Raw genomic sequence first — 23,874 nt, 5'->3', positions numbered from 1 at the left:
CCGGCTAGCTATCGCGCTTTCAGAACTTGAAGTTCGCGAACGCCCGCACGCCGATGCCAGGCATCAACACCTCGTCCTTGGTGTAGGACACCGAGTTGCGGATGTTTTCGTTCAACAGATTGTTGCCGACGAGGCCGACCAGCATCTCGCGCGCGCCGAATGCATTCGGGTTGAGCTTGGTCTTGTAGCTGACCTCCGCCTTCAGCAAATTGTAGCCTGCCGTCGGAGTCTCCGCGATCACGGCGACATTGTTCTGCGCGAACGCGTGCAACAGGTTGACGCGCATCAGCCAGTTGTCGTCGCGCCAGAACACGCCGCCACCCAGCCGCACCGGCGGAATCCGCGGCACGTTGGTGCCGTCGCTGAAGGTGGCGCGGACCACGTCGAGCTGGTTCTCGATGCCCCAGATGCCGCCCTGGAACGCGCCGATATCGAGCTGCGACTGGAATTCGCCGCCGCGGAAGTTGGCATTGCGCTGTGAGTAGACCGCCTGGTTCAGCTCGGCGCCGGGCGCACCGCAGGAGGCAAAGTCGCCGTCGCACATCACGCCGGTGAGGCGGCGATAGATGAAATTGTCGAAGTGCGTGTAATAGGCGGTCGCCTCGAACCGGAGCGGTCCGGCCGCCTTGCGCACGCCGATTTCGACCGACTTCGCGGTCTCGATGGTGAGGTTCGGATTGCCGATGTCGAAGGTCGCGGTCGCATCGTGGCCACCGCGCGAGAACAACTCGGCCGGCTTCGGCGCACGCTCGACATATTGCGCGGTGATGCTGCCGACCATGCCGCCCGGCAGGTCCTGCAACAGGCCGATGCTGCCGCTCTTCGGCGTGAACGACGGATTGCGGACGATGCTCGTTTGCGGCGTCCCGTCGGGCAGGAAGTCTGCCGGGAAATCGGGCGTCGACCCGTGCAGTTCGACATGTTCGATCCGGCCCGCGATCTGCGCCCTGGTCTGTTCGCTGAACTTGAACTCGTTGAAGACGTAGCCGGCGACGCGGTAGTTTCGGTTCGGGTCCCACAACCCGTTGAACAGCGCGCCGGGATCATCCGGGCTTGGCGCCGTCAGTTCCTGGTGGCCCGCCTGGAAGCCGAACGCCGTCGTCACCTCGGCGAAGCGCGCGTTGAACGGCATCAGCTGCACCTCGGTGCGAAGCTCCTGCTCCTTGTTGGTGAAGGTCTGCCGCACGCCGTCGGTGGTGGGATCGGCCGGATCGGCAAGGCCGATCTCGTTGTGCCGGTAGTCGGTCGCGCCGGCCCAGAAGCGGACGGCGTCGATTGCGGCCGCGTCGGGGTGGTACTCGCCCTTGACGGTGATCTTGGTCTGGTGGCCGTCGATCCGGGTGTTGTGGTCGGCGCCGTCGATGCCGGGGATGTGGTAGAGCGAGTCGTTCTGCGTGATCGCCGCGCCGACATAGCCGCCCTGGAAGAAATAGGAGCCGCCGATCGAGGCGCCGTCCGAGCGCGTTGCGGAGTTCGGCTGGCGGCCGTTGGCGACGGAGCGTGTCTGGTCGTTCAGATAGGGATAGCTCGGGATGCTGTAGTCGGTGGTGTTGCGGCCGTAGACGTCGGCATGGAAGGCAAAATTGCCGCCGCCGGTGTCGAGCAGCACGCCGCTTTCGACGCCGCGGTCGACCGAGCTGAAGGCGCTGCGCGTCTCGGCGGTGACGCAAGGCGATGTCGCGGCGCTCGCGAGCGGCGCCTTGGCCGGCATGCCGTAAGCCTGGAACGACGGAGCGCAGTTCGGCAGCGTGTCGGGAATCCGGTTGTTGGTGGCGCTGACCACGCCGCCGATCGAGGTCGAGCCGTAGCGCAGCGCAGCCGGCCCGCGCACCACCTCGACCTGGTTGGTCGCGAGCGGATCGATCGGGACGAAGTGATCCTCGCCGAGATCGGAGGCGCCGCCGGCATTGGTGCCGTTCTCGACGATGCCGACGCGGTTGACGTCGAGCCCCCGGATGATCGGCCGGCTGGAAGCGCCCGGCGCGAAGCTCGAGCCGGTGATGCCGGGTTTCGAAAACAGGAGATCGCCGAGCTGGCCGCCGCCCTCGCGGCGGATCTCCTCGTTCGGCACCACCGTGACGGTCGCGAACTGGTTGGTCACGATAGGCAGCACGCCCTGCTGGGGTGCGGCCGGCGTGGAGGCTGCCGGCGTGGCGTCCGTGGTGCGCTCGGGGCTGCGCGCCCGCGCGGTTCGCGTAGGGCGGCCGGGGTTGCGGGTCGGCACCACCGCCCTGCGTACGATGGGGCTCGGAGCCGTCACGGTGACGGCGGGGATCTCGGTCGATGACTTATCCTCGGCCAGCGCCGAGGTGGCGACGCCGATCAGGAGCAGGCTTGCTCCGCCAAGGCGCTGCGTGCGCCGCAATTTGAATGACATGGTCCTGATTCCAGTCAGGCGCCGTCCGCATGTTGGTCTGCTGATCGGAGGCGGCCTGCCGTCGCTGCGCGACGGAATTCGACTTCAACTGCTCCCGGGCACGCGCCTGAAAGCGGCGAGCCGAGCGTGATCAAGCGTTGTTGGAAGTCAGGACGCGGGAGGTGCGCGCGGTTGGAATGCCGTGCCGGCCGATTTCAGATGGACGAATTCGGCGTCGGTGGTGCGGTAGAGCAGGTCGATCGCCTGCGGCAGCAACAACACCGGCGGCGCCGCGAACATGACGGTGCCGGCCATCGCGACCAATGCGCAGATCGCGCAATTGTCCTCACCCGGCTGCTCCCTGTCGGGGCCAGCGGGAGATTGCTTCTCGACCGCGGCGCGGTCGATCGAAGTGGGAGCTTGGTTGCTGTCGGTCTGCTGAAGCGAGGACTGAGCGAGGGGAGCGGCCTGGGCGAACCAATGGCTGTGGCCGAACGTCAGCGCGAACTGCACCAGCATCGCGAAGATCGCGAGCCGGGCGCCGTGCTTGATATTCGACCGGAACCACTTCATCCGAAAACGCCACCCCCACATCGCGAGGCATCATCCCCTGATCCCGCGATGTTATAATGTAACATCGCCCGATCGGTCAGCGGATGTCAACCGCTGTCGAGCCGACCCGAGCGGGCCGGCTCCTCGCCGTGTCGTGCGGGCAACTGAAAGATCTAGGCTGAGGACCTATCGAATGGCTTACGGGAACGGCGATTGATTGACTCAGTGCCAGCGCGAGGAGGCGGCATCAGAGCTTTTTGCTCTGGAGCCAGGTGCGGATAGCCTCGATGTGTTCTGCCTTGCGCTCCAGCGGCAGCCAATGCCCTGCGGGCAGGCTCGTCACGGTCAGGTCCGGGCAGGCGGCCCGCATCGGGTCACCTTGGCGATTTCCGGTGATGCTGCAGATCTGATCAAAGTCGCCGTTAACGAACAGCACCGGCTGCGACAGGCGGCCGCCACTGGGTGCCTTGCGCGCATAGGCGATGTTGGCGTCGTCGTTCAGGTACCACACGCAGGATGGGCGGAAGCCATGAGTCTTGAACGTCTGCACCAGCACGTCGAAGTCCGCCGGCGGCCAGAGAGCCGGATCAGGCTCAGTCGGCGGGGCGCGGTGCGCGGCGCCAAAGCGCCCTCCATTGCGCGTGACCATCGCATTCGGCGAAACCTTGCCGATGCCGGCGGGGTCGCCTGGCCGAAAGATCGACGCCAGCGATGCTGCCAAATCTGCATCGAGGTCGGCGACCGCCGCCTCGAAGTGCGTGGTGTAGTAACGGTAGTAATCCCATTGGCCGTCCGGATATTGGTCAACCGGATAAATCGTTCGGTCGACCAGCGGGACGACAGTGCGCAGGGCGTGCCCGTCGGGCTGATACGCCAACGAGGTCAGCGCTACTCCGCGGCTGCGCTTTGGCTGATGCGCGACCAACTCACCGACCACAACACAGCCCCAGTCGTGGCCAACCCAGATCGCAGGCTTGCCGCCGAGGTGATCATGAAGTTCGGCCATGTCCATCACGATTTCCTCGATGGTATAGGCGTCGTTGGCTGCAGGGGTGGAAGAGCCGCCGTAGCCGCGCAGATCGGGAGCGACGCAGTGCCAACCGTCGACGGCAAACGCGCCCATCTGCGCGCGCCACATCAAGCTGATGCTCGGCCAGCCATGGACGAAGATCATCAACGGTCCGTCGGCCGGCCCGCACGCGATGTAGCGCGTTGTCTGACGAGGCGAGCTGAACGTGCGCTGGTGAAGTGTGTCTGTCATGGTCGAGTAACTCCGCTTCTCATCGAACGCTCGCGCTGTTTGGGTGCTGCGAAGGCTCCGTCGAGAACTGCTCTTGTCCGCGGGGAGCGATGCCTGGACAGGGACACGCCTGCCCAGGGCCGAGGAAGAACCGCCCCCAGATTTCACAACGCGCTACATTCGACCGAGTTCGGGGTCGAAGGCGCTATGGAGCTTCCGGCGAAGAAGTGACGATTGGATTATCCGACTAACGGGAAGCGAAGGGACGCGCGTAAGCCGCCTAGCGCCCTTCACGGACCCACGTCGCAGCAAACGCGCCGAGCAGCAGCAACAGGCCGATCAGGCCGGCAAAGATCGGCAGCACGCCGACGCCCTTCACGACGCTGGCGTCGCGCATCCGCACGCCCATCCAGCCGTCACCATGGAAGACGCTCGCCGAGCGGACCGGCAGAATGCGCGGCAGCTCGACGCTGGCGCCGTCGACCACGCGCACGGCGTCACCGCCGGTCGCCTGGGTCAGCGGCTTCAACGTCTCAGTGGTGGAGGTGACTTCCGAAAACTCCTTCGGATTGGTCGGGCCGACATTGATCAGCGCCTTCAGCGTGCCGTCGGTGGCTTGCCACAGGCCGAGCTCGCTCGCCGGCAGGCTGGCGCGCCATTCGCCGGGATCGCCGGCTGCAAGCGTCAGGTCGCGCGACACGCCCGACGGCGAGATCACGCTCACCGGCTGAACGCTGTCCGCCATGGTCTGGCGCACCACCACGAGATTCTTGCCCTGCACCTGCAGGCGCAACGCTTCCTCATCCAGATCAGGTTGCTTCATCAGCCAGTGCGACATCCGCCGCAACAGATCGAGATGCGGGCCGCCGCCTTCGTAGCCGCGCGCCCACAGCCAGATATGGTCGGAGAGCAGCAGCGCCACGCGGCCCTCGCCGAAACGCGATAGGAACAGCAGCGGCTTGCCGTCGACGCCCGTCATGACGGGCGGGTTGACCGCATTGCGGGTCTCGACGGTGCGGAAGAAGCGGCTCCAGCGCGGCGGCTCGGAGGCGGAGCCCTCGAGGCCGCGCGTGACAGGATGGCGTTTGCCGACGTCGGACAGATGCGCGTAGAACGGCTTTTCCGTCACCCCGACCGGTTCGGCCGGCAGCACCGAATCCAGCGGCGTGCGCCAGATGCTGGTGTTGGACGCGTAATCGGGGCCGGCCGAGACCAGCACTGCGCCGCCGGACCGCACGTAGCGCGCGATGTTGTCGAAATAAGCGATCGGCAGCACGCCCTGGCGAGCATAGCGGTCGAAGATGATCAGCTGGAATTCGTTGATCTTCTGCTGGAACAGCTCGCGGGTCGGAAACGCGATCAGCGACAATTCGTTGATCGGCGTGCCGTCCTGCTTCTCCGGCGGCCGCAGAATGGTGAAGTGGACGAGATCGACGCTGGCGTCGGACTTGAGCAGGTTGCGCCAGGTGCGCTCGCCGGAATGCGGCTCACCCGAGACCAGCAGCACGCGCAGCTTGTCGCGCACACCGTCGATGGCGACCACGGCGCGGTTGTTCACCGGCGTCAATTCCCGCTCGAGCGGCGAGGCCTCGATCTCGACGATGTTCGGCCCGGAGTGCTTGATGTCGACCTCGACGCTTGCGGCCTGGCCGCTCGAAAGCGTGCGCTCGTTGATGACCTCGCCGTCCCTGCGGACCGTGACCTTGGCGCGCTCGCCGCTGACGCCCTGGTCGTCGAGGCGGTAGGTAATGGTCTGGGGCTGCCCGACGATGCCGAAGCGCGGCGCGGCGATGACCGCAATACGGCGGTCGCGCTCGTCCTTCTGCCCCGTGATCAGCGCGTGCACCGGCGCCTGGAAGCCGAGCCCGGCGGCGTTGGCCGGAATGTCGTGGACACGGCCGTCGGTGATCAGGAACGCACCGGCGACGCGGTCGACCGGCACGTCCGACAAGGCCGAGGCCAGCGCCCCGAACAGCTTGGTGCCGTCGGTCTCGCCGTCGGCCTGTCCGGCATCGACGACGCGGACCTCGAGCCCCTTGATCTTCTTCAGGCTGTCGACCAGCGCTTCCTGCGCCTGAGCGGCCTCGCGATTGCGATTGCCGAAATTCTGGCTCGGGCTCTTGTCGACGACGATTGCGGTGACCGAGGTGAGGGGATCGCGGTCCTCGCGGGTGAAGGAGGGATTGGCGAGCGCCAGCAGGAACAGCGCCAACGCGGCCACGCGCACGGCAGCGCCGCGCGCCCGCGCCAGCAGCAGCACGAGCGCGATGAAGACGACCGCGGCCAGCGCGAGCCACAGGACGATCGTGGGAACCAGCGGCGTGAATGCGATGCCGTAATTCATATCGATCCTATTGCCCCAGCCGTTCGATCAGGGCCGGTGCGTGCACCTGGTCGGCCTTGTAGTTGCCGGTCAGCGTGTACATCACGATGTTGGCGCCGGCGCGGTAGGCGAATTCGCGCTGGCGGGGGTCGCCGCCGGTCACCGGCAGCATGGCCTGTCCGTCGGGCCGCACGGCCCAGGCGCCGGCAAGGTCGTTCGAGGTGATGATGATCGGTGAGACGCCGTCGCCGCCGCGTGCCGGCCGTTGCGCGCTGTCGTCGTCGTCTTCCCGCGGCAAGGTCTCGACCCAGGTCTGGCCGGTGGTGAAGCGGCCGGGGAAGTCGCGCAAGAGAAAGAAGGTCTTGGTCAGCACGTGCTCGCGCGGCACCGGCTCCAGTTCGGGCACGTCGAGCGAGGACAGGATCTCGCGGAGCGTCTGCATGGCGGGGGTCTGCGCGGCGCCGTTCGCGCCGGGCGGGGCTTCGACCGCATCGCGGGTGTCGAACAGCACGGTGCCGCCCTGCTTCATGTAGGCGTCGATCTTGTTGATGGCGTCCCGCGACGGCTTGGGCGCGCCCGGCACGATCGGCCAGTAGATCAGCGGGAAGAAGGCGAGCTCGTCGCGCGCCGGGTCGATGCCGACGGGATCGCCGGCCTCGAGCGCGGTGCGCTGCGCCAGGAACAGCGTCAATCCTGATAGTCCGGCCCTGACGATGGAATCGACATCGGCATTGCCGGTCACGACATAGGCGAGGCGGGTCTGCGACACCGCCTTCATCGCGAACTCGTCGGACGCGCTGTCTGCGTGTGACGGCGTCGGCACGAATGAGGCGAGGCCAGCGAGCACCAGTCCGAAGACGATCATCGCGGGCGCGGCGCGGCGGCGCAGCAGCGCGGCAAGGCCGCCGCCGAGCACCGCGACGATGATGGCGTCGACCAGGAACAGCGCAAGCGCCGTCGACAGCAGCCAGCCGCGCAAGTCCTGCGGCTCGGCATTGGTGTAGGTGGCGTGCCGGGCGCGCAGGCTCGCGGTGTTCAGCGCTGCGATACGGTCGGCGCTGGCAAGCGTGTTCACGGCGAGCGGTCCTTCTGCCGGACCATAGAAGCCCGGCGGATGATCGGGTGTGGCGCGGTCGCGATAATCCGCGGGCAGCGGCTTGGCGGCGGCCGGCGGCGGGCCGAAGGCGCCAAAGCCGTCGAGGATATGCAGCGGCGCCACCGTCTCGGCGGTCGCCTCAGTGGCAACGCCTGGACCCGGCTTGGCGGTATAGCCGGACATGTCGACGACACGCCGCAGGATTTCGACGAAGGTGCCCGACATGGGCAGATCCGACCATCGCATGTCGGCGCTGACGTGGAACAGGCTGACGACGCCCTTGCCGCGATGCTCGCCGGTCACCAGCGGCGTGCCGTCTTCCAGCGACGCCCAGCTCTTGGTGGCGAGCACGGCGTCGGGCTCGGCCAGCACCTGGCGGCTTATGGTGACGTCCTTGGGGACCACCACGCCGGCAAACGGACCGTCGGCGGCAAAGGAGGCCAGATGTTGCGGCTTTTCCCAGGTCAGGCTGCCGCCGAGCGTTCGGCCGCCCTTGCGCAGCTTGACCGGGACGAGATCGTCCTCTGCCTGCGCCAGCCGCGGACCGGCGAACCGCACCAGCACGCCGCCCTGATCGATCCAGGCATTGAGACGCTCGCGGATTTCCGGGGCGATGGTGCCGACATCGGCGAGGATGATCATCGGCAGCTTCTGGTCGAGGAACTGCGTGATGCCCTGCTGCGGCGAGCCCTTGTCGGCGAGCCGCACGTCAGCGAACGGCGCCAGCGCGCGGGTGAGATAGAAGGTCGGCGCCAGCAGCGGCTGCGCGGTCTCGCTGGTGGAGCCCGAGACGATGCCGATGGCGCGGCGGCGCCAGCGCTTGTCGAGCAGCTGCACTGCGCCTGCGGATCGCTCACCGGCAATTTCCAGCCGCGTGATGTCGTTGCGCAACTCGACCGGCAGATCGAACGACGCTTCGGTTTCCTTATCCTGCGGGCCGAACGAATAGCGCGCTTCGCCGATCGGCGAGGCTTTCTGGTCCAGAGCGCGCACGGTGCCGATTGCGATGCCGCCGTCGGTGCGCAGCACCTTTACCGTCATTTTGGCGGCGGCGTTCTCGGCCGCGACCAGGGCCAGCGGCGACGAGGTGCCGCCTTCGAATACGGTCAGGCTGCGATCGCCGATGGTCTTGCCGAGGCCAGCCACGAATTCCTCGCCGCGACCGGTGTCGACGCTGTCGGAGAGCCAGGCGATCTCGCAGTCGCCGGTCGCTTTCAGGAAGCGATCGATTGCGGTCAGGGTCTCGACGCGGTCGATGGAATACGGCTTTGGCGTCAGCTGCCGCAGCGCGACGCGCGCGGCGCCCGCCGGCATCAGGGTGATATCGCGGTTCGGCTCCGACAGCGGCACCAGCGCAATCGCGCGGCGGTCGTTCTCGGCACTGGCGATCAACTCGTCGGCGGCCCTGATTCGGATGTCCCAGTTCGAGGCCGCGCTCCACCCGTCGTCGAACATGATCATCAGCGGCGCCTTGCTGGCGGCCGCGCCTGTTTGCGGATTCCAGATCGGACCGGCGGCGGCGAAAATAACGAGTGCGGCAGCCAGCAGCCGCAATGCGGTCAGCCACCACGGCGTCCGAGACGGCGTCTCTTCACGAGGCGCGATATCGAACAACAGGCGCGTCGGCGGAAACTCGATCCGCCGCGGCCGCGGCGGCATCACGCGCAGCAGCCACCACAGCACCGGCAGGCTGACGAGGCCGATCAGGAGCAGCGGTTCGGTGAAGGCGAGCGGCAGTCCCATCATGCTGCCGGCCCCGCCTTGATCGTGGTGGTGCGGGCGCCCGACTTGCTCACCTGCATGCCGGCATGGAGGAACAGCAGGAGCTCGGCGGCCGAGCGGTCGGTGGCGTGCGTCGTGAACAGCCAGTCGAGCTTGTTGGTCTCGGCGCGGATCTGGTCGCGGTGGAGCGCGAGCCGGGCGGTGTAATCCTGCGCCCAGCTCTCGGCGCGGCCGGCGGTGATCACGCCGAACCCTTCTGGCTCGACGAACTCGACGCGGCCGGAATAGGGGAATGATTCCTCGGCGGGATCGACGACCTGCACGAGCGTGCCATGCGCACCGGAGCCGGACAGGCCGCCGAGCGTGGTCCTGATCTCGGAGATCGGCGACCAGAAGTCCGACAGCACGATCGTCTCGGCCAGCGCCGCGGGCACGAAGGACGGCGGCAGGCTCAAGCGGTCGGCATCGTCATGCAGCATCGCCTGCGCCATCTTGTCGATGACGCTGCGGCTCGCGGTCGGTGCCATCAGCCCGGGAATGCCGACGCGTTCGCCGCCGGAGACGAGCAACTCGGCCAGCGCGAAGGCGACAATCAGCGTCCGCTCGAGCTTGGATTCGCGCGCCTGTTTTGAAGCGAAGGCCATTGAGGGCGAGCGGTCGGGCCAGATCCAGACCGTGTGCGAGGCTTCCCATTCGAGCTCGCGGACATAGAGCAGATCGTCGCGCGCCGATCGCCGCCAGTCGACGTTCTGCGACGGCTCGCCGGAGACGAAGCGGCGGTACTGCCAGAAATTTTCGCCGGAGCCGGCGCGACGGCGGCCGTGCAGGCCGTGAATGACGTTGGCGGCGATACGGCGGGCCTCGAGCACCAGGCGCGGCAAGGAAGCTGCGAGCGTGCGGCTTTCGCCATCGGCACGTCGGATCGCGATGATCTCCTTTGCTGCGTGCCCGTTCTCCGCCGCCATCAACCGATCCGTGTCTTCAGTTGCCGGATCACGTCCGGAATCGTGCGGCCTTCGGCACGCGCCTGGAACGTCAGCGCCATGCGGTGCTTCAGCACGGGCTCGGCGAGGTCGAGCACGTCGTCGATCGAAGGCGCGAGGCGTCCGTCGATCAGCGCGCGTGCGCGCACCGCGAGCATCAGCGATTGGCTGGCGCGCGGGCCCGGGCCCCAGGCGATGAATTTGCTGGTGTCGCCGCCGTCCGGACCCGGACGGGCCGCGCGCACCAGCGACAGGATCGCCTCGACCACGGAATCGCCGACCGGCAGGCGCCGGATCAGTCGCTGCGCGGTGATGAGTGCGTCAGGTGTCATCGTGCCCTTCGCCAGCGTCTCGTCGGCGCCGGTGGTTTCGAACAGGATGCGGCGCTCGGCGTCGCGGTCGGGATAGTCGACGTCGATCTCCATCAGGAAACGGTCGAGCTGGGCTTCAGGCAGCGGATAGGTGCCTTCCTGCTCCAGCGGATTTTGCGTGGCGAGCACGTGGAACGGCTTCGGCAGATCGTGACGCGCGCCGGCAACGGTGATGTGCTGCTCCTGCATCGCCTGCAGCAGCGCCGACTGCGTGCGCGGGCTGGCGCGGTTGATCTCGTCGGCCATCAGCAGTTGCGCGAATACGGGGCCGGAGATGAAGCGGAAGGCACGCTTGCCGGAGGTGCTCTCGTCGAGCACTTCGGCGCCGAGAATGTCCGACGGCATCAGATCGGGCGTGAACTGGATGCGCTTGGCATCGAGGCCGAGCGTGACGCCGAGCGTCTCGACCAGCTTGGTCTTGGCGAGGCCGGGGACGCCGATCAACAGCGCATGGCCGCCGGAGAGGATCGTGACCAGCGTGTTCTCGATCACGCGATCCTGACCGAAGATGACGGAGCCGATCGCCTCTTTCGCCGCGCGAATCTGGCTCGACACCTGCTCGGCCGAACGGACGATTCCGTCTTCGAGCTTCTCGACACTCTCCGCCATCCGTTAGCTCCTTCAGCCTGCCATGCAGCTCGCTTGCGTCGTCATGTCGTCACGTCCTCAACTCAAGACGTGGGCCCTATGCTAGACTTGCAGGAAGGCCATGTATTCGTTGAATTAACCTATCCCCACCTTATCGGCTTAGGGATATGTAGGGCATCACGAAGTGGCGACCTCCACACCGGATGAATCCGGGGTGGAACCGTGCACCGGCATACAACGTAGACTTACAATTCAGACTTGCACCGATCGTGCCAAATGACAAAGTCAGGGCAAACCATGGCGAACCAAGGGCAGAGCGCCGATCGCGGTCTCGAGGGGCTGACTGCCGCTGCCAAAACTGCTGCCGATGCCGAAGGTGCCAAAAAGGGCCTGCCTCCGGTGCATTTGTGGAATCCGCCATTCTGCGGCGATCTCGACATGCGAATCGCATCCGATGGTACTTGGTTCTATTTGGGGACGCCAATCGGCCGTCATGCCTTGGTTCGCCTGTTCTCGACCATCCTCAAGCGTGAAGGCGACAAGCATTTCCTCGTCACGCCGGTGGAGAAGGTCGGCATTCGCGTCGACGACGCGCCGTTCATGGCGGTCGAGATGCAGAAGGACGGCGAGGCCAACCATCGCGTGCTCCGCTTCCGCACCAATGTCGACGACTGGGTCACCTGCGATGCGGCGCACCGGCTGCGCTTCGAGCAGGCCAGAGACGGCGGGCTGACGCCCTATCTGCACGTCCGCGCCGAGCTCTGGGCCAAGGTCACCCGCGCGCTCTATTACGATCTTGTTGACATGGGTGAGGAGCGGATGGTCGATGGCCAGCCGATGTTCGGTGTCGAATCGGCCGGCGAATTCTTTGCCATGGCCGATGCGGAGCAGGTGAGGGCCGCGCTTTGAACAAGCCTATCTCCAGGAACGATCCCGCCGTGATCGGTGCGGCCGATTTCTTCGCCCGCTCCTCCGCGCGGCTCGGCTTCGACGTTCCGCCCGGTCTCTACGATCCCAACATCATTCCTGCCTCGGGCGATCCCGGTACCGACAAGATGCTCGAGATCATCGCGCGCGAGCAGCCGGTGCGGCCGGCGGCGGTCCTGATCGCGGTGGTCGATCATCCCGAGCCGACCATCCTCCTGACGCAGCGGTCGGCGCATCTGAACGACCATGCCGGCCAGATCGCCTTTCCCGGCGGCAAGATCGACGCGACCGACCGCTCGCCGCTCGATGCGGCGCTGCGCGAGGCCGAGGAGGAGGTCGGGCTGTCCAGAGACTTCGTCGAGCCGATCGGCTATCTCGATCTCTACGGCACCGGCTTCGGCTTCCGCATCCTGCCGACGGTTGCCAGGGTGCGCCCGGGTTTTGAGCTGACGATCAACCATTCCGAGGTTGATGATGCGTTCGAAGTGCCGCTATCCTTCCTGATGAACCCGGCCAACCACCAGGTGCACAGTAAAGAATTCCGCGGCATGGAGCGGTCCTACTACGCGATGCCGTTTGCCGAACGCTACATCTGGGGCGCGACGGCCGGCATGCTGCGTGTGCTCTACGAGCGGATCTATTCGTCATGATCCGGCCGATCCTGACCGAGATCGGAATCTTCCTCGTTCCCTTTGTCGTCTATGCGCTGTTCCTGGCCGCCACGCGTTCCGGCCTGTTCGTGCAATCGTCCTGGCCGACCACCATCGTCGCGCGTCTCATGCTGGCGGCGCTCGTGCTGGTGATCGCGGGGCTGATCGGCTTTGCGCATTACTCCGGCGCTGCGCCGGATTCGACCTATGTCCCCGCCCATGTCGAGAACGGCAAGCTCGTGCCGGGCGTGGAAAGATAGGGCCGGCCGATGAGCGCGGTGCCCATGCTCGCCGATGCGCCCTGGCTGATTTCGGGCGGGACCGCGCGCGTCCTGCAATTGCTCAACGCGGATGGCGAGGAGGCGCGGGTTGTCGGCGGCGCCGTGCGCAACGCGCTGCTCGGCCTCGTGCCCGGTGACATCGACATCGCAACCACGGCGCTCCCGCACGAGGTGATGCGGCGCGCCAAGAGCGCCGGCATCAAGGCCGTGCCGACCGGCATCGACCACGGCACGGTCACCCTCGTCATCGACAGCCAGCCTTACGAAGTCACGACGTTGCGCGAGGATACCGAGACGTTCGGCCGCAAGGCCAAGGTTGCGTTCGGCCGCGACTGGGTGAAGGACGCCGAGCGCCGCGACTTCACGATGAACGGCCTCTCGGTCGATGCTGACGGCGTCGTCCACGATTACGTCGAAGGCATCGCAGATGCGGCCGCGCGGCGCGTGCGCTTCATCGGCGATCCCGACCAGCGCATCGCCGAGGATTTCCTGCGCATTCTGCGCTTCTTCCGCATCCACGCCGCCTTTGGTGCCGGCGATCCCGACCGCGACGGCTATCTCGCCTGCATCCGCGGCCGCGCCGGACTTGCCAGCCTCTCGGCCGAGCGGCTGCGCATGGAGACGCTGAAGCTTCTGGTCGCTCCCGGTGCGTCCGCCGCCGCGCTTGCGATGGCCGATGGCGGATTGCTGCAGGCGTTGACCGGCGGCGTCGCCTATACCGGGCCGCTCTCGGCGATGATCGCGATCGAGCGCGAGCTTGGCCTCACCGCGAGCAGCACGCGGCGCCTCGCCGCGCTGACGGTCGCCGTGACCGAAGACGCCAAGCGCGTCGCCACGCGCCTGAGGCTCTCCAATGCGGAAACCAAGGCGCTGGATTCGATGGGGCATCGCTGGTGGCGCCTGGCCACCAAGGGCGAAGCCGATGCGCGGCGATTGCTCTACCGGCTCGGTGCAGAGCGCTATCACGATCGCGTGTTGCTGGGCTGGGCGCGAGCCGGCGGTGACGTCGGCTCGTCGCGATGGCGGGCGCTCGCCGAGCTGCCGCAGCGCTGGACTGCGCCGAAATTTCCGCTTCGCGCCGCCGACTTCATCGCGCGCGGCATGGCGGAAGGACCCGCGCTCGGACATGTGTTGACGCTCGCCGAGGACGCTTGGCTTGCGGCGGATTTTCCCCTAGAGCAAGCCGCACTCGCTTCCATCGCCGATCAAGCTGCGGCACGAATCAGCCGCGACGAGAGAACGTGACCATCGTCTCAGGCTTTGCCGACATCTCGATCTTTCAGCTCCTGCTGGTCGCGTTGATGGCGTTGTTTGCTTCGATCATCGGCGGTCTCGCCGGCTACGGCACCGGCGCCTTGATGCCGCTGGTGCTGGTCCCTCTCGTTGGCGCCGAGCCGGTGGTGCCGATCATCGCGATCTCCGCGATCTTCACCAATTCCAGCCGCGCGGTTGCCTATCTCCGCTATGCCGATCGCCGCCGCGCGCTGATCGTGCTGGCCTGCGCGGCACTGACGACCGCCCTTGGTGCCTACGGCTATACGCGGCTGACCAATGCCGGCGCGGCACTCGTGATCGGCTCCATGCTGATCCTGAGCGTGCCGCTGCGCCGTGTGCTCCGCCGCCGCCAGGTCAAGATCGGCGACACCGGTCTTGCGGCAGGCTCGGTCGGCTATGGCGCGCTGGTCGGCGGCACCTCCGGCTCCGGCGTGATCCTGCTGTCGCTGCTGATGGCCGCGGGCCTCGAGGGCGCCGCCGTGATCGCGACCGATGCAATGATCTCGCTCGGCACCGGCCTCATCAAGATCTCGGTGTTTGGACTGGCCGGCGCCGTGACCGCGCAGGTGCTCGCCTTTGCACTTCTGATCGGCGCGATTGCCATTCCCGGCGCGTTCCTGGCCAAGGCCTTTGTCGAGCGGATGCCGGTGCACATCCACACCGCGATCCTCGACGTCGCGGTGATCACGGGCGGGCTGGTGATGATTTCGGCAGCGGCGAGGCAGCTCATCTAACGCCGCCAGGTGTCCCGCTGCGGGTTTGGGTTACGCCGCAGATCTAGTGTGAGGGACTGCAGTCCAGTTCCTTGATCCTGCCGGAGGCGTCAAACGCCAAAAGTGCGCTCATCACACCAGCACTGGTGATGTACGAGATAATGGTGCGGTCGTTGTGCGAGGGATTGAGATCATCCAACGTGCCTGCCGGATATTTTCGGAGGCGATCGACCCAATAGGCACGAAGTGCCTCGCGGCCGGTAATGGTTTGGACACCGGCGCAGCCGCAGTGCACAACGGCATCTTCGGCATAGAGCTCCAAGATCGCCTCGATATCGCCCGCGCGATAGGCATCAAGCCAGTCAACCGCAACGGCCATCGGGTCAAAGGACATATTTTTCACTCGCATGCCGTCCAAATCTGCTTCAGGCTCTGGAACTGCCGAGCCTTTTTTGATTTTAATATCCCACCCGGGCACGGCCATATGGCGAACGACATAGAGGACCGGGCCGAGGGCAAGATCGATGTTGGACGCGTCCGCCAGGCAGGGGATACTCAAGCCCATCCGGCTTGTGATCGTCGATCCACAGCCGATCGTTTTGCAGGGACTGAGGTCGGTTCTCGGGACGCAGCCGGACTTCGACGTTGCCGCATCGTCCAGCGATCGGACAAGCTGCCTCGAAGCAATTCGAAAGCTGACACCCGACGTCGCGCTTCTTGCCGACAAGGTGCCGGATCTGACGGTCCCCGAGATCCTCGCGATCGTGAAAGCTGAGAAGCTCTCTACGCGCCTGGTGTTCTTCACCGAGTCCGACACCGACCACGATCTGACGTCCGCCATCGCAGCCGGCGCCTGCAGCGCAATTTCCAAGTATGCCTCTCCCGCCACGATGCTGCGATCGCTGCGGCTGATGACGAAGAGCGGTGTGGCACTGGAGAAGTCCGATCTCTCGGCAGCCGGCAAGGAGGTGGACGGCGACGGCAAAGTCGAAAAGATGCTGGAGCTGTTGACGCAACGGGAACGTCAAATTGCACGGCTGGTGTCGGAAGGACTGTCGAACAAGGAGATCGCGCGCCAGCTCAACGTTTCCGACGGGACGGTCAAAGTCCACTTGTACAATATTTTCCAAAAGCTTGAGATCACCAACAGGACCGTGCTCGCGACCATCGCATTGCTGCAGCGCCCCTCCGGCCTGGCCGCGCTCTCCCTGGCGTTTCTGGCGTTGGCAATTGCGGACGAACTCAAGGCGTCCGAAGCGAACGACATCTTTCCGGATCAGAACGGCGTCGGCCATGCGGACGAGCACGCCGCGTACGAGCCCTGGAAAAAAGGCATTCTCCGGCACCTCATCGCCTGGGAATCCGGCGAGACGCCCACGCTCGCCCAGAGAGACTTGTTCGCCAAGGCCGCCCAAATCACCAACCCGGCGACGGCAATGGAAGCGCTGCGCGCGGCCGAGCAATCCGGGGGCGCGAAAGCGTGGACACACCACGGTCCAGCTGGATCGGGCGCGCCCGATCTTTCTGGGCTCTTGCCGCGAGCAGCAAACGACATACAGGTCGGAGTTGACCCGGCCCCGGAACATCAATTCCCGCGGCTTCTTTCCAATGCGATGTCGATGCAGGGCGGGTATGGCAACTTCGCTATTCTCGCCGGTGCGTTGATCTACGCACTGCAGGATCCCCATCTCGCCGCGCAGGCGCATGACCTCCGTGAAGCGTCGATCGACAGCATCCTGGCCGTTACTGAAGAGAGTGCGACCACAAAACTGGCCGCGATCACCCATGCTGCCGCCAATCATGACGACAATTCAGCCCCGGGTTTCCTGTCGCACGATGTCCGCCTGTCTTCCGCCGTTGCGACCGCTGGACACGACGACGTCGCGGAAGGCGCTCTGGGCCAAAAGGGCCCGGGCGATGCGAGTGACAACCTCCATAAACCCGTTGGCGCGGACCTTGGTCACGATGCCAGTATCGGCTTGGGCGGCAACGTTGAAAAAATTGTTTATCGCTCCCCGATCGATTCCGTGTCTAACGATTCCAAGTCGACCGCTTCCGACACCGTGTTCGATTTCGCATCTGGGTCGAGCAGGATCAATCTTGCGGCTTTCGGAGCGCTTGCTTGGCTGCATATGACGGCGGCAAGCAAGTCTATACCGCCACATACACTCGCCTGGGTCTACGACTCCGCAAGCAACGAAACGATCGTCTATGTGAATGCGACCGATCGTATCCTTGATATCGGCGATCGCGGCTTGCTGGAAATTCATCTGGAGGGAATTGTAGCCGTTGCGGAGGCGGATGTCGTCTCCGAGCCAGATGGCGCGGCTGTCGCGACCACTTTGGAGCAGCTCGAAGCCGCGCTGATACCGGCGACCGCACTCGATGAGGCTGTTTCGAGCAAGGACCATGTCCAGACCAGTATCGAAGGGGGCGAGAGCACGCTCGGGACGGCCGGAGCCTGGGCCCTTCTGGCCAATAACGGCTCGGGTTTCCATTTCGGGCAGACCCGGACCGGCTTGGGAACGCCGTCGAAGTTCGAAACCTCCACGGACCCGTCCGCGGATGCAACGGAAGAGAGCGATGGTGCGTCTGCCGCGTCGGCTCACGGATCATCCATCGAGCTTGCTCATAGTGCCACAGCGCCGGCAGTCGCAAATGTCACGTCGCACAGTGGCCCGACCGACACGGGCACCGGCGTTTCGTCGATTGCACCCAACGAGATCGGCCAACCGAGCGTCGTAACGGCCGACAACGCGGGGCACGGCAACTCGCAGCACGCTTCAGAGCTAGGGTCTGCAAAGGATGCAGCTACCGAATCGACTGAAGGTGGCTCCAAACCGGGCAAGGGCGACGACAATGGCGCCGAGCATCACGCATCGGCTTCGGAAGCTCCGGGAGGGGCAACGCAGAAGGCAGAACCAGCGGGCGCGGAACACGGCAAATCCGGGCACTCAACCGCTGCAAGCCCGCCGGACGGAGCAGAGATCGATCCGGGCGTCGCAACGGCCGCCGGCGCGGGCCACGACAACTCGCATCACGCATCGGAGCCAGGGTCTGCAAAGGCGGCAGCTACCGAATCAACTGAAGCTGGCTCCAAACAGGGCAATGATGGCGGCCATGGCGGCGATCATCATCACGCTTCGGCTTCCGACGCTGCGCAACCACCAGCGACGACGGCAGAACCAAGCGGCGCGGAACACGGAAAATCCGGGCACTCAGCCGCTGCAAGCCCGCCGGACGGAGCAGAGATCGATCCGGCCGCCGCAACGCCCGCCAGCGCGGGCCACGGCAACTCGCAACACGCTTCGGAGCCAGGATCTGCAAAGGCGGCAAGCACGGGATCGACAGAAGATGGGGGCAAACCGGGCAACGGCACCGGCGATGGCGTCGAGCATCACGCTTCGGCTTCTGAAGCCGCGCAAGCGCCAGCGACGACGGCTGAACCAGGCGGCGCGGAACACGGCAAATCCGGGCACTCAACCGCTGCAAGCCCGCCGGACGGAGCAAAGATCGATCCGGCCGCCGCAACGCCCGCCAGCGCGGGCCACGACAACTCGCAACACGCCTCGGAGCCAGGGTCTGCAAAGGCGGCAAGCACGGAATCGACGGAAGATGGAGGCAAACCGGGCAACGGCACCGGCGATGGCGCCGAGCATCACGCTTCGGCTTCGGATGCTGCGGGGACCATGAAGACGGCAGAACCAGCCACCGTGGACCACGGTAACTCGCAGCACGCTGCGCAATCTGCAGCAATCGCATCAGACGACGCACACCCGGCCAAGGCTGCGTTCGAAATCGGCGGCGCAGACCAAGGACCGGTGTTCCGGTTCGATAGCGGACCAACTCCTTCTCCTCTCGTCGCGATAGTTGAGGTTAAAGAGTTCAATGATCCGCTCGATGCGCACGTTCCGCCCAGTCAGGAAGAGAGCCTCGGGTTCAACGCCAAGCTCGTCCCTCATGCACTGAACGGACACGCGGACGATCACGGCAATAACGGCGCGCATCAAGCCATTGTCCCTGCGCATCATGATCTGCTGATTTGAACCGCTGCATCGTCATTGACCGAAAATGGCAACTGTCACCGCAGTACAGGTCTCAGGAACACGACGCCTTCGGCGGATCAGCCTCATTGAGCGGAATTGTTCAGGGTTGTAGCCGTGAGAGCAGACGTTGCCGATCCTGATCGCGACGTCGCTGCTCCATCCGCATCCGTTCGAGTTCGCCTTCCGCCTTGGCTGTGTCCTCGTTCTGGCGCTTCATTTCAATGATCAGCGCCTCCTGCTCTGCGAGCCGGCGTTCTCCTTCGACGACGTCGCGCTCGATCTGCCTCAGCTCATCGTATATCGCCGTCGTGTACATCGCGGTCCTCGCGCGGCCGTGCCGCGAAGCACGCCGCAGAGTAGCTTTCGCCTCTTCCAGAGCCTTATCCGGGCCGCGCGGTGCGGCCATGACCGCAGCGCGACGCGCATGACTTTTAACTCAGCCAGCTTCGTGAACGTTCCGGCTGATGCCATTTTTTCCCGGGCTTTGTCCGGTCGAACGAAGCGCCGCGTTGTAATCATTTTGGCGGAAGCGGCTCACCTAACACGCGACTGCCTGGAACGGATCTCGTCACGGCGAAAATGCGCTCAGCTCACGGCGGCGCTTTAGCCAAGTTGCAAACAAGTGGTCGGCACAATATCGTCGATCGTCCGCCCCCACGTCTTCCGCCCCCATGTCTGACGTCCAATCTCTTCGGGAGCCAACACTATGAATTTGGTCTCAGTGCCCGGCGGGATTCATCGCCCTCCGGGGAAGGTCGATATCCCGTCTGCCTGGCTGGGCGCTGAGATGAAAGCCAATCCTGATCGATGGTTGATATCGCTTGCGGCCGGCGAGATTGCGGAACTCGAGGGCGCGGCTGAAACATATCTTGGCAGAAACAAAAAAATCGCCGAGATCACGAAGGAAAGCTTTCCGCTTCCCCACTTCGGCAGGCATCTGGAAGAGCTTAAGACAACGCTCCTGGCTGGCCTTGGCTTCGAAGTCATACGCGGCCTCCCGGTGGCAAAATATAATCAGGAGTTTGCCGCTACGATCTTTTGCGGAGTGGGCGCGCACCTTGGATCGGCGCGGTCTCAGAATGCAGCGGGTCACATTCTCGGTCACGTCCGTGACACCGGCGCCGATGCAAGGGATCCCAACACCCGAATTTATCAAACGTCGGACCGGCAGACATTCCACACGGATTCGGCCGACGTGGTTGGATTGTTATGCATTCGCGAGGCGATGGAGGGAGGGGATTCTCTCCTCGTCAGTACGACGACAATCTACAACGAGATGTTTGACAGACGTCCCGACCTTGCCGCCCTCTTGTTTGATCCGATCGCGACGGACCGGCGAGGCGAGGTGCCGGAGAACGAAAAGCCATATCTTGAAATCCCGGTGCTGAATTGGCATGTGGGGTTCCTGACCGGGTTCTATCAGCGCCAGTATATCGATAGTGCCCAACGCTTTCCCGATGCGCCAAGACTGACGCCGGCTCACGTCGAGGCGCTCGATCTCTTTGACGCGCTCGCAAATGATCCCGCGCTGCATTTCGGCATGCGGCTTCAGCCGGGCGACATGCAGTTCGTTTACAATCATGCCTTGTTGCACGATCGGACCGAATTCCGCGATTGGCCCATTGCAGGCCAAAAGCGTCATTTGTTGCGCCTTTGGCTCAGCACGGAAGGCGACCGGCCGCTGCCCGATTGTTTCAAACAGCGCTATGGCTCGATTGAGATCGGCAACCGTGGTGGCATCATCACCAAGGGTACCAGTTTGAACGTTCCGTTGGATTGACGTTCGAAGCATCCAGCGATGTCCGCTCTTATGCCGATATTGGTAGAGGAGCGGACATCGTTGCTGCGAAGCCTGGCACTAGATCGAGGCAGGCCATCTCGAGGCCACGGTCCGGCGCCATTTTCCTTTGCGCAACCGCGGCAAATGTCGCGATGGGCCAAAAGCGGAAGAATTTAGTTGGACAAGGGTCCGCCTTCTTTGGCCGGCCTCGTCGCGCAGGAGGCCGCTCTATCCGAGTGCTATTCAAGCCCGCCAGAAGGACTTTTTGATTTCCAGAGCGATGTCAGACCAGGACAATCCGACATCATGTAAGTCGTGGTCAGTCCATTGCGCCAATTCGCGGCGCTGCCGAACCCGTTCGCGCCAAATTTGCAGTGTGACAAACGCGCGCTTCACTGCGTCAGAAAGCTGCGAACCGTCGGACCCCACGGTCTTCGACATCCGGGCACCATATGAGGTCGATCGGCCCCTCCCTTTCACCGTCAGTCCTTTGCTCGGCCAAGCCAGATCGCGACCGCACCGGCGAGCAACACAGCGGCCGAAATGAGCAGCGAGGTATGTGCGCCCGCAATGAACACGTTGTTGTCTCCGACCAGCGAGCCGAATAGGGCAACGCCAAGCACGCTGCCGGTCTGCCGCGTTGCGTTCAAAACGCCCGCGGCGATGCCGGATCGCGACTTCTCGACACTGCCGAGCAGCGTCGAGGTCAAGGACGGCACGAGCAAGCCGAGCCCGCCGCCGAGGATCACAAGCTGAGTGCCGATCGCCCCGTAGCTGGTGCCTGAGGCCATAGGCAGCAGCGCAACGCAGCCCGCGGCAGTAATCGCACAAGCCAGTGCAATGGTTTGCGGCGCGCCGAGGCGCTCGCTGACCGATGCGGCGACGAGGTTGGCGGGCAGCACCATGCCCATCATGGGAACGAAAGCGAGACCCGTTGCGAACGGCGACCAGCCATTGATTTTCTGGAAGTAGAGACTGAGCACGAAGATCAGGCCGTAGAAGGCGATGTTGAAGAGGAGCCCGACCAGAGCGGTCAGCGCAAACACGCGGTGGCGGAACAGCGAGAGTGGCAGCATCGGTTGTGGCGCGCACGCCTCGCGCCATACGAACAGGAGTCCGATCACGGCCGCTGCCACGAAGCCCATGATGACGAGCGGATGGCTCCAGCCGAGCACGCCGCCTTCGATCAGGGCGCCGGCCAGCGTGCCGAGGGTTGCAATCGCCGCGATCTGTCCCGGCAGATCGATCTCGCGCTGCGCGAGCCGCGGCGTCTCCTCGGCATAACGCCAGGCAAGCCAGAGGCCGGCGGCGCCAATCGGCAGGTTGACGAGAAAGATCGCTCGCCAGCCGACCAGCGCGATCAGCGCGCCGCCGACAAACGGCCCCGAAGTCAGTGCGACGCTCGCACCTGCGGCCCAGAAGCCGACCGCGCGGCCGCGCGCCCTCGGATCGGCATAGGCATGATTGAGCAGCGTGAGCGAGTTCGGCACCAGGATCGCTGCTGCCAGGCCCTGCACGGAGCGTGCGGCGATCAGGAATATCGCCGACGGCGCCAGCGCGCAGGCGAGCGAAGCCAACGTGAAGATCGCAAAGCCCGCGATGAATATCCGTTTGGCGCCGACGCGGTCACCGAGCGCGCCGGAGGTCAAAATGAAGGCCGCGAATGCGATGGTATAGGCGGTCACCACCCATTGCAGCTCGGCCACGCTACCGCCGAGCGAAGTGCCGATGCTGCTCAGCGCAGTATTGACGATGGTGATATCGAGCTGCACCACGCCAAGGCCGAGGCTCGTGGCAGCAAGTGCCAGCGCCGTCGCGAGAGGCGAGCGGGATGACGTGTTGTCGGCGTGGGCTAGTTCCGGCTGTCTTGTATTGAACGAAGTTGTTGGCATTGATCACACTCAGTTGCCTGCGAGAATTTGACGGCCCTGATCAGCCCACTTCGCGATGGTCATTCGATACCAACCGAATACTCGGAGCCGCGGGATGATCTTTCTCCTCGTCGCGGCATTTCTTCACCGGGCCTACTGGCGTCCGGGCAACCTATGTTTCGTGATCGATCCAGTCTCGCGGAAACACTACGGTCTTGACCGAAGTATCCGTGCTTGGCACTGCGTCCTTATCGGCATACGAGAAGGGCATGGACACGGGACCCAAAATCGCCCAAGTCGCAGCGGTCATCGGCGACCCGGCGCGGGCCAACATGCTGAGCGCGCTGATGGATGGCCGAACGTTGACCGCCTCGGAGCTCGCCTATGTGTCTGGCGTGGCGCCGCAGACAGCGAGTGGCCATCTTGCGAAACTCAGCGACGCGGGATTGCTCGCGCTCGCAAAGCGGGGCCGACGGCGATATTTCCGCCTGGCCTCTCCGCACGTCGCGCGCGTGCTAGAAGGTCTCATGGTCGTGGCGCAGGACGGCCCCGCCCGGCAGCGCAATCTCTGGCGCGGTGGAGAAACGCTCCGGCACGCGCGCACGTGCTATGACCACATGGCCGGCCGCATCGCCGTCGCAATCGCCGACCGGTTGGTCCAACAGTCGTTTATTCTGCTCGACGAGGATGGCGGGCAACTCACCGACGCCGGCCGGTCATTCTTCAATGAGTTGGGCGTCGATCTTGGCCTCGCCTCTAAGCGCCGGGTGTTCTGTCGCCCCTGTCTCGACTGGAGCGAGCGCCGGCCGCATCTGGCCGGGGCAGTCGGCGCCGCCATTCTTGATCACGCTCTCGAGCACGATTGGGTCGAGCACGTCAGGGATAGCCGAGCGCTCGTCGTAACCCCGGTTGGCGTTAGAGAACTCGCCACAAGGTTCGGCATTGAGGGCGTACCCCCGACGGACGGTCACGATGGGCGTGTTGGATCACTATCCGGAGGCCGGGTATCAGCTATAACGGTCGAGTCAGCGCCTCCCGGACGGAGGTAGTAGCGCGATTAGCCATTTTAGGCTGTGGTGACCGGAGCTAAGGCAGATGCG

At 64.9% G+C, this 23,874-nt stretch carries 19 protein-coding genes; 8 read left to right on the top strand and 11 right to left on the bottom strand.

Features of this window, described 5'->3' with window-relative positions:
- Positions 1-19 precede the first annotated feature (19 nt).
- The 7 genes from ABIB90_RS22775 to ABIB90_RS22745 all read right to left on the bottom strand — a co-directional run bounded on the left by ABIB90_RS22775 (position 20) and on the right by ABIB90_RS22745 (position 11,252).
- Positions 20-2,377 (bottom strand): TonB-dependent receptor, encoded by a 2,358-nt coding sequence (locus ABIB90_RS22775; RefSeq protein WP_354169688.1) that lies wholly within the window; start codon positions 2,375-2,377, stop codon positions 20-22.
- Positions 2,378-2,524: 147 nt separating this feature from the next.
- Positions 2,525-2,929, bottom strand: coding sequence for a DUF2946 domain-containing protein (locus ABIB90_RS22770; RefSeq protein WP_354201413.1), 405 nt, complete (start codon positions 2,927-2,929; stop codon positions 2,525-2,527).
- 226 nt (positions 2,930-3,155) lie between these two features.
- Entirely contained in the window at positions 3,156-4,169 is a 1,014-nt protein-coding gene (locus tag ABIB90_RS22765) for an alpha/beta fold hydrolase (protein ID WP_354169692.1), read from the bottom strand.
- Between the two features lie 259 nt (positions 4,170-4,428).
- Positions 4,429-6,492, bottom strand: coding sequence for a hypothetical protein (locus tag ABIB90_RS22760; protein ID WP_354201412.1), 2,064 nt, complete (start codon positions 6,490-6,492; stop codon positions 4,429-4,431).
- A gap of 7 nt (positions 6,493-6,499) precedes the next feature.
- Entirely contained in the window at positions 6,500-9,313 is a 2,814-nt protein-coding gene (locus ABIB90_RS22755; protein ID WP_354201411.1) for a DUF4159 domain-containing protein, read from the bottom strand.
- Complete coding sequence (locus tag ABIB90_RS22750; RefSeq protein WP_007595084.1) at positions 9,310-10,254, bottom strand: DUF58 domain-containing protein; 945 nt, start codon at positions 10,252-10,254, stop codon at positions 9,310-9,312. The genes ABIB90_RS22755 and ABIB90_RS22750 overlap by 4 nt, the downstream gene beginning before the upstream one ends.
- Positions 10,254-11,252, bottom strand: coding sequence for an AAA family ATPase (locus ABIB90_RS22745; RefSeq protein WP_354169699.1), 999 nt, complete (start codon positions 11,250-11,252; stop codon positions 10,254-10,256). The genes ABIB90_RS22750 and ABIB90_RS22745 overlap by 1 nt, the downstream gene beginning before the upstream one ends.
- Before the next feature lie 276 nt (positions 11,253-11,528).
- Here ABIB90_RS22745 and ABIB90_RS22740 point away from each other — a divergent pair, with 276 nt between their 5' ends.
- The 5 genes from ABIB90_RS22740 to ABIB90_RS22720 are packed head-to-tail and all read left to right on the top strand — an operon-like array spanning position 11,529 to position 15,098.
- Entirely contained in the window at positions 11,529-12,140 is a 612-nt protein-coding gene (locus tag ABIB90_RS22740) for a DUF1285 domain-containing protein (RefSeq protein WP_219684492.1), read from the top strand.
- Positions 12,137-12,808: a CoA pyrophosphatase gene (locus ABIB90_RS22735; protein WP_007595081.1), complete on the top strand. Its 672-nt coding sequence runs from the start codon at positions 12,137-12,139 to the stop codon at positions 12,806-12,808. Before ABIB90_RS22740 ends, ABIB90_RS22735 begins: the two co-directional genes overlap by 4 nt.
- The gene (locus ABIB90_RS22730; protein WP_354169702.1) at positions 12,805-13,068 is read left to right on the top strand and encodes a DUF6111 family protein; all 264 of its coding nucleotides are present in this window, start codon (positions 12,805-12,807) and stop codon (positions 13,066-13,068) included. The genes ABIB90_RS22735 and ABIB90_RS22730 overlap by 4 nt, the downstream gene beginning before the upstream one ends.
- Before the next feature lie 9 nt (positions 13,069-13,077).
- A complete protein-coding gene (locus ABIB90_RS22725; protein ID WP_354169704.1) occupies positions 13,078-14,334 on the top strand; it encodes a CCA tRNA nucleotidyltransferase in 1,257 nt (418 codons plus the stop codon).
- Positions 14,331-15,098: a sulfite exporter TauE/SafE family protein gene (locus tag ABIB90_RS22720; RefSeq protein WP_354169706.1), complete on the top strand. Its 768-nt coding sequence runs from the start codon at positions 14,331-14,333 to the stop codon at positions 15,096-15,098. The genes ABIB90_RS22725 and ABIB90_RS22720 overlap by 4 nt, the downstream gene beginning before the upstream one ends.
- A gap of 43 nt (positions 15,099-15,141) precedes the next feature.
- Here ABIB90_RS22720 and ABIB90_RS22715 read toward each other — a convergent pair whose 3' ends face one another.
- The gene (locus tag ABIB90_RS22715) at positions 15,142-15,642 is read right to left on the bottom strand and encodes a nuclear transport factor 2 family protein (RefSeq protein WP_354169708.1); all 501 of its coding nucleotides are present in this window, start codon (positions 15,640-15,642) and stop codon (positions 15,142-15,144) included.
- Between ABIB90_RS22715 and ABIB90_RS22710 the strand changes: the two genes are divergently transcribed.
- Positions 15,602-19,123 (top strand): LuxR C-terminal-related transcriptional regulator, encoded by a 3,522-nt coding sequence (locus tag ABIB90_RS22710; RefSeq protein ID WP_354169710.1) that lies wholly within the window; start codon positions 15,602-15,604, stop codon positions 19,121-19,123. The two genes, ABIB90_RS22715 and ABIB90_RS22710, sit on opposite strands and share 41 nt — an antisense overlap.
- A 100-nt stretch (positions 19,124-19,223) precedes the next feature.
- On the opposite strand, the gene ABIB90_RS22705 is transcribed toward ABIB90_RS22710, so the two are convergent.
- On the bottom strand, positions 19,224-19,529 hold the full coding sequence (locus ABIB90_RS22705; protein ID WP_354169712.1) for a hypothetical protein: 306 nt from the start codon (positions 19,527-19,529) through the stop codon (positions 19,224-19,226).
- 300 nt (positions 19,530-19,829) lie between these two features.
- Here ABIB90_RS22705 and ABIB90_RS22700 point away from each other — a divergent pair, with 300 nt between their 5' ends.
- Positions 19,830-20,903, top strand: a complete 1,074-nt coding sequence (locus ABIB90_RS22700; protein ID WP_354169714.1) for a TauD/TfdA family dioxygenase — start codon at positions 19,830-19,832, stop codon at positions 20,901-20,903.
- A gap of 243 nt (positions 20,904-21,146) precedes the next feature.
- Here ABIB90_RS22700 and ABIB90_RS22695 read toward each other — a convergent pair whose 3' ends face one another.
- Positions 21,147-21,344 (bottom strand): DUF1127 domain-containing protein, encoded by a 198-nt coding sequence (locus ABIB90_RS22695; protein ID WP_354127387.1) that lies wholly within the window; start codon positions 21,342-21,344, stop codon positions 21,147-21,149.
- Positions 21,345-21,385: 41 nt separating this feature from the next.
- Positions 21,386-22,795, bottom strand: a complete 1,410-nt coding sequence (locus tag ABIB90_RS22690; RefSeq protein WP_354169717.1) for an MFS transporter — start codon at positions 22,793-22,795, stop codon at positions 21,386-21,388.
- Positions 22,796-23,043: 248 nt separating this feature from the next.
- Here ABIB90_RS22690 and ABIB90_RS22685 point away from each other — a divergent pair, with 248 nt between their 5' ends.
- Entirely contained in the window at positions 23,044-23,823 is a 780-nt protein-coding gene (locus ABIB90_RS22685; protein WP_354169719.1) for an ArsR/SmtB family transcription factor, read from the top strand.
- The last annotated feature ends 51 nt before the right edge of the window (positions 23,824-23,874 follow it).

Origin of the sequence: Bradyrhizobium sp. JR4.1 (assembly GCF_040548605.1) — a bacterium.
In the GTDB taxonomy this organism is placed as follows: domain Bacteria; phylum Pseudomonadota; class Alphaproteobacteria; order Rhizobiales; family Xanthobacteraceae; genus Bradyrhizobium; species Bradyrhizobium canariense.
Note: the sequence above shows the minus strand (reverse complement) of the source record. Positions and strands in the feature narration are given on the sequence as shown.

Bases quoted from the DNA above. Each gene is read 5' to 3' on its own strand.
- ABIB90_RS22775 (WP_354169688.1), bottom strand. From the start codon at position 2,377: ATGTCATTCAAATTGCGGCGCACGCAGCGCCTTGGCGGAGCAAGCCTG.
- ABIB90_RS22770 (WP_354201413.1), bottom strand. From the start codon at position 2,929: ATGAAGTGGTTCCGGTCGAATATCAAGCACGGCGCCCGGCTCGCGATC.
- ABIB90_RS22765 (WP_354169692.1), bottom strand. From the start codon at position 4,169: ATGACAGACACACTTCACCAGCGCACGTTCAGCTCGCCTCGTCAGACA.
- ABIB90_RS22760 (WP_354201412.1), bottom strand. From the start codon at position 6,492: ATGAATTACGGCATCGCATTCACGCCGCTGGTTCCCACGATCGTCCTG.
- ABIB90_RS22755 (WP_354201411.1), bottom strand. From the start codon at position 9,313: ATGATGGGACTGCCGCTCGCCTTCACCGAACCGCTGCTCCTGATCGGC.
- ABIB90_RS22750 (WP_007595084.1), bottom strand. From the start codon at position 10,254: ATGGCGGCGGAGAACGGGCACGCAGCAAAGGAGATCATCGCGATCCGA.
- ABIB90_RS22745 (WP_354169699.1), bottom strand. From the start codon at position 11,252: ATGGCGGAGAGTGTCGAGAAGCTCGAAGACGGAATCGTCCGTTCGGCC.
- ABIB90_RS22740 (WP_219684492.1), top strand. From the start codon at position 11,529: ATGGCGAACCAAGGGCAGAGCGCCGATCGCGGTCTCGAGGGGCTGACT.
- ABIB90_RS22730 (WP_354169702.1), top strand. From the start codon at position 12,805: ATGATCCGGCCGATCCTGACCGAGATCGGAATCTTCCTCGTTCCCTTT.
- ABIB90_RS22725 (WP_354169704.1), top strand. From the start codon at position 13,078: ATGAGCGCGGTGCCCATGCTCGCCGATGCGCCCTGGCTGATTTCGGGC.
- ABIB90_RS22710 (WP_354169710.1), top strand. From the start codon at position 15,602: ATGTTGGACGCGTCCGCCAGGCAGGGGATACTCAAGCCCATCCGGCTT.
- ABIB90_RS22715 (WP_354169708.1), bottom strand. From the start codon at position 15,642: ATGGGCTTGAGTATCCCCTGCCTGGCGGACGCGTCCAACATCGATCTT.
- ABIB90_RS22705 (WP_354169712.1), bottom strand. From the start codon at position 19,529: ATGGCCGCACCGCGCGGCCCGGATAAGGCTCTGGAAGAGGCGAAAGCT.
- ABIB90_RS22700 (WP_354169714.1), top strand. From the start codon at position 19,830: ATGAATTTGGTCTCAGTGCCCGGCGGGATTCATCGCCCTCCGGGGAAG.
- ABIB90_RS22695 (WP_354127387.1), bottom strand. From the start codon at position 21,344: ATGTCGAAGACCGTGGGGTCCGACGGTTCGCAGCTTTCTGACGCAGTG.
- ABIB90_RS22690 (WP_354169717.1), bottom strand. From the start codon at position 22,795: ATGCCAACAACTTCGTTCAATACAAGACAGCCGGAACTAGCCCACGCC.
- ABIB90_RS22685 (WP_354169719.1), top strand. From the start codon at position 23,044: ATGGACACGGGACCCAAAATCGCCCAAGTCGCAGCGGTCATCGGCGAC.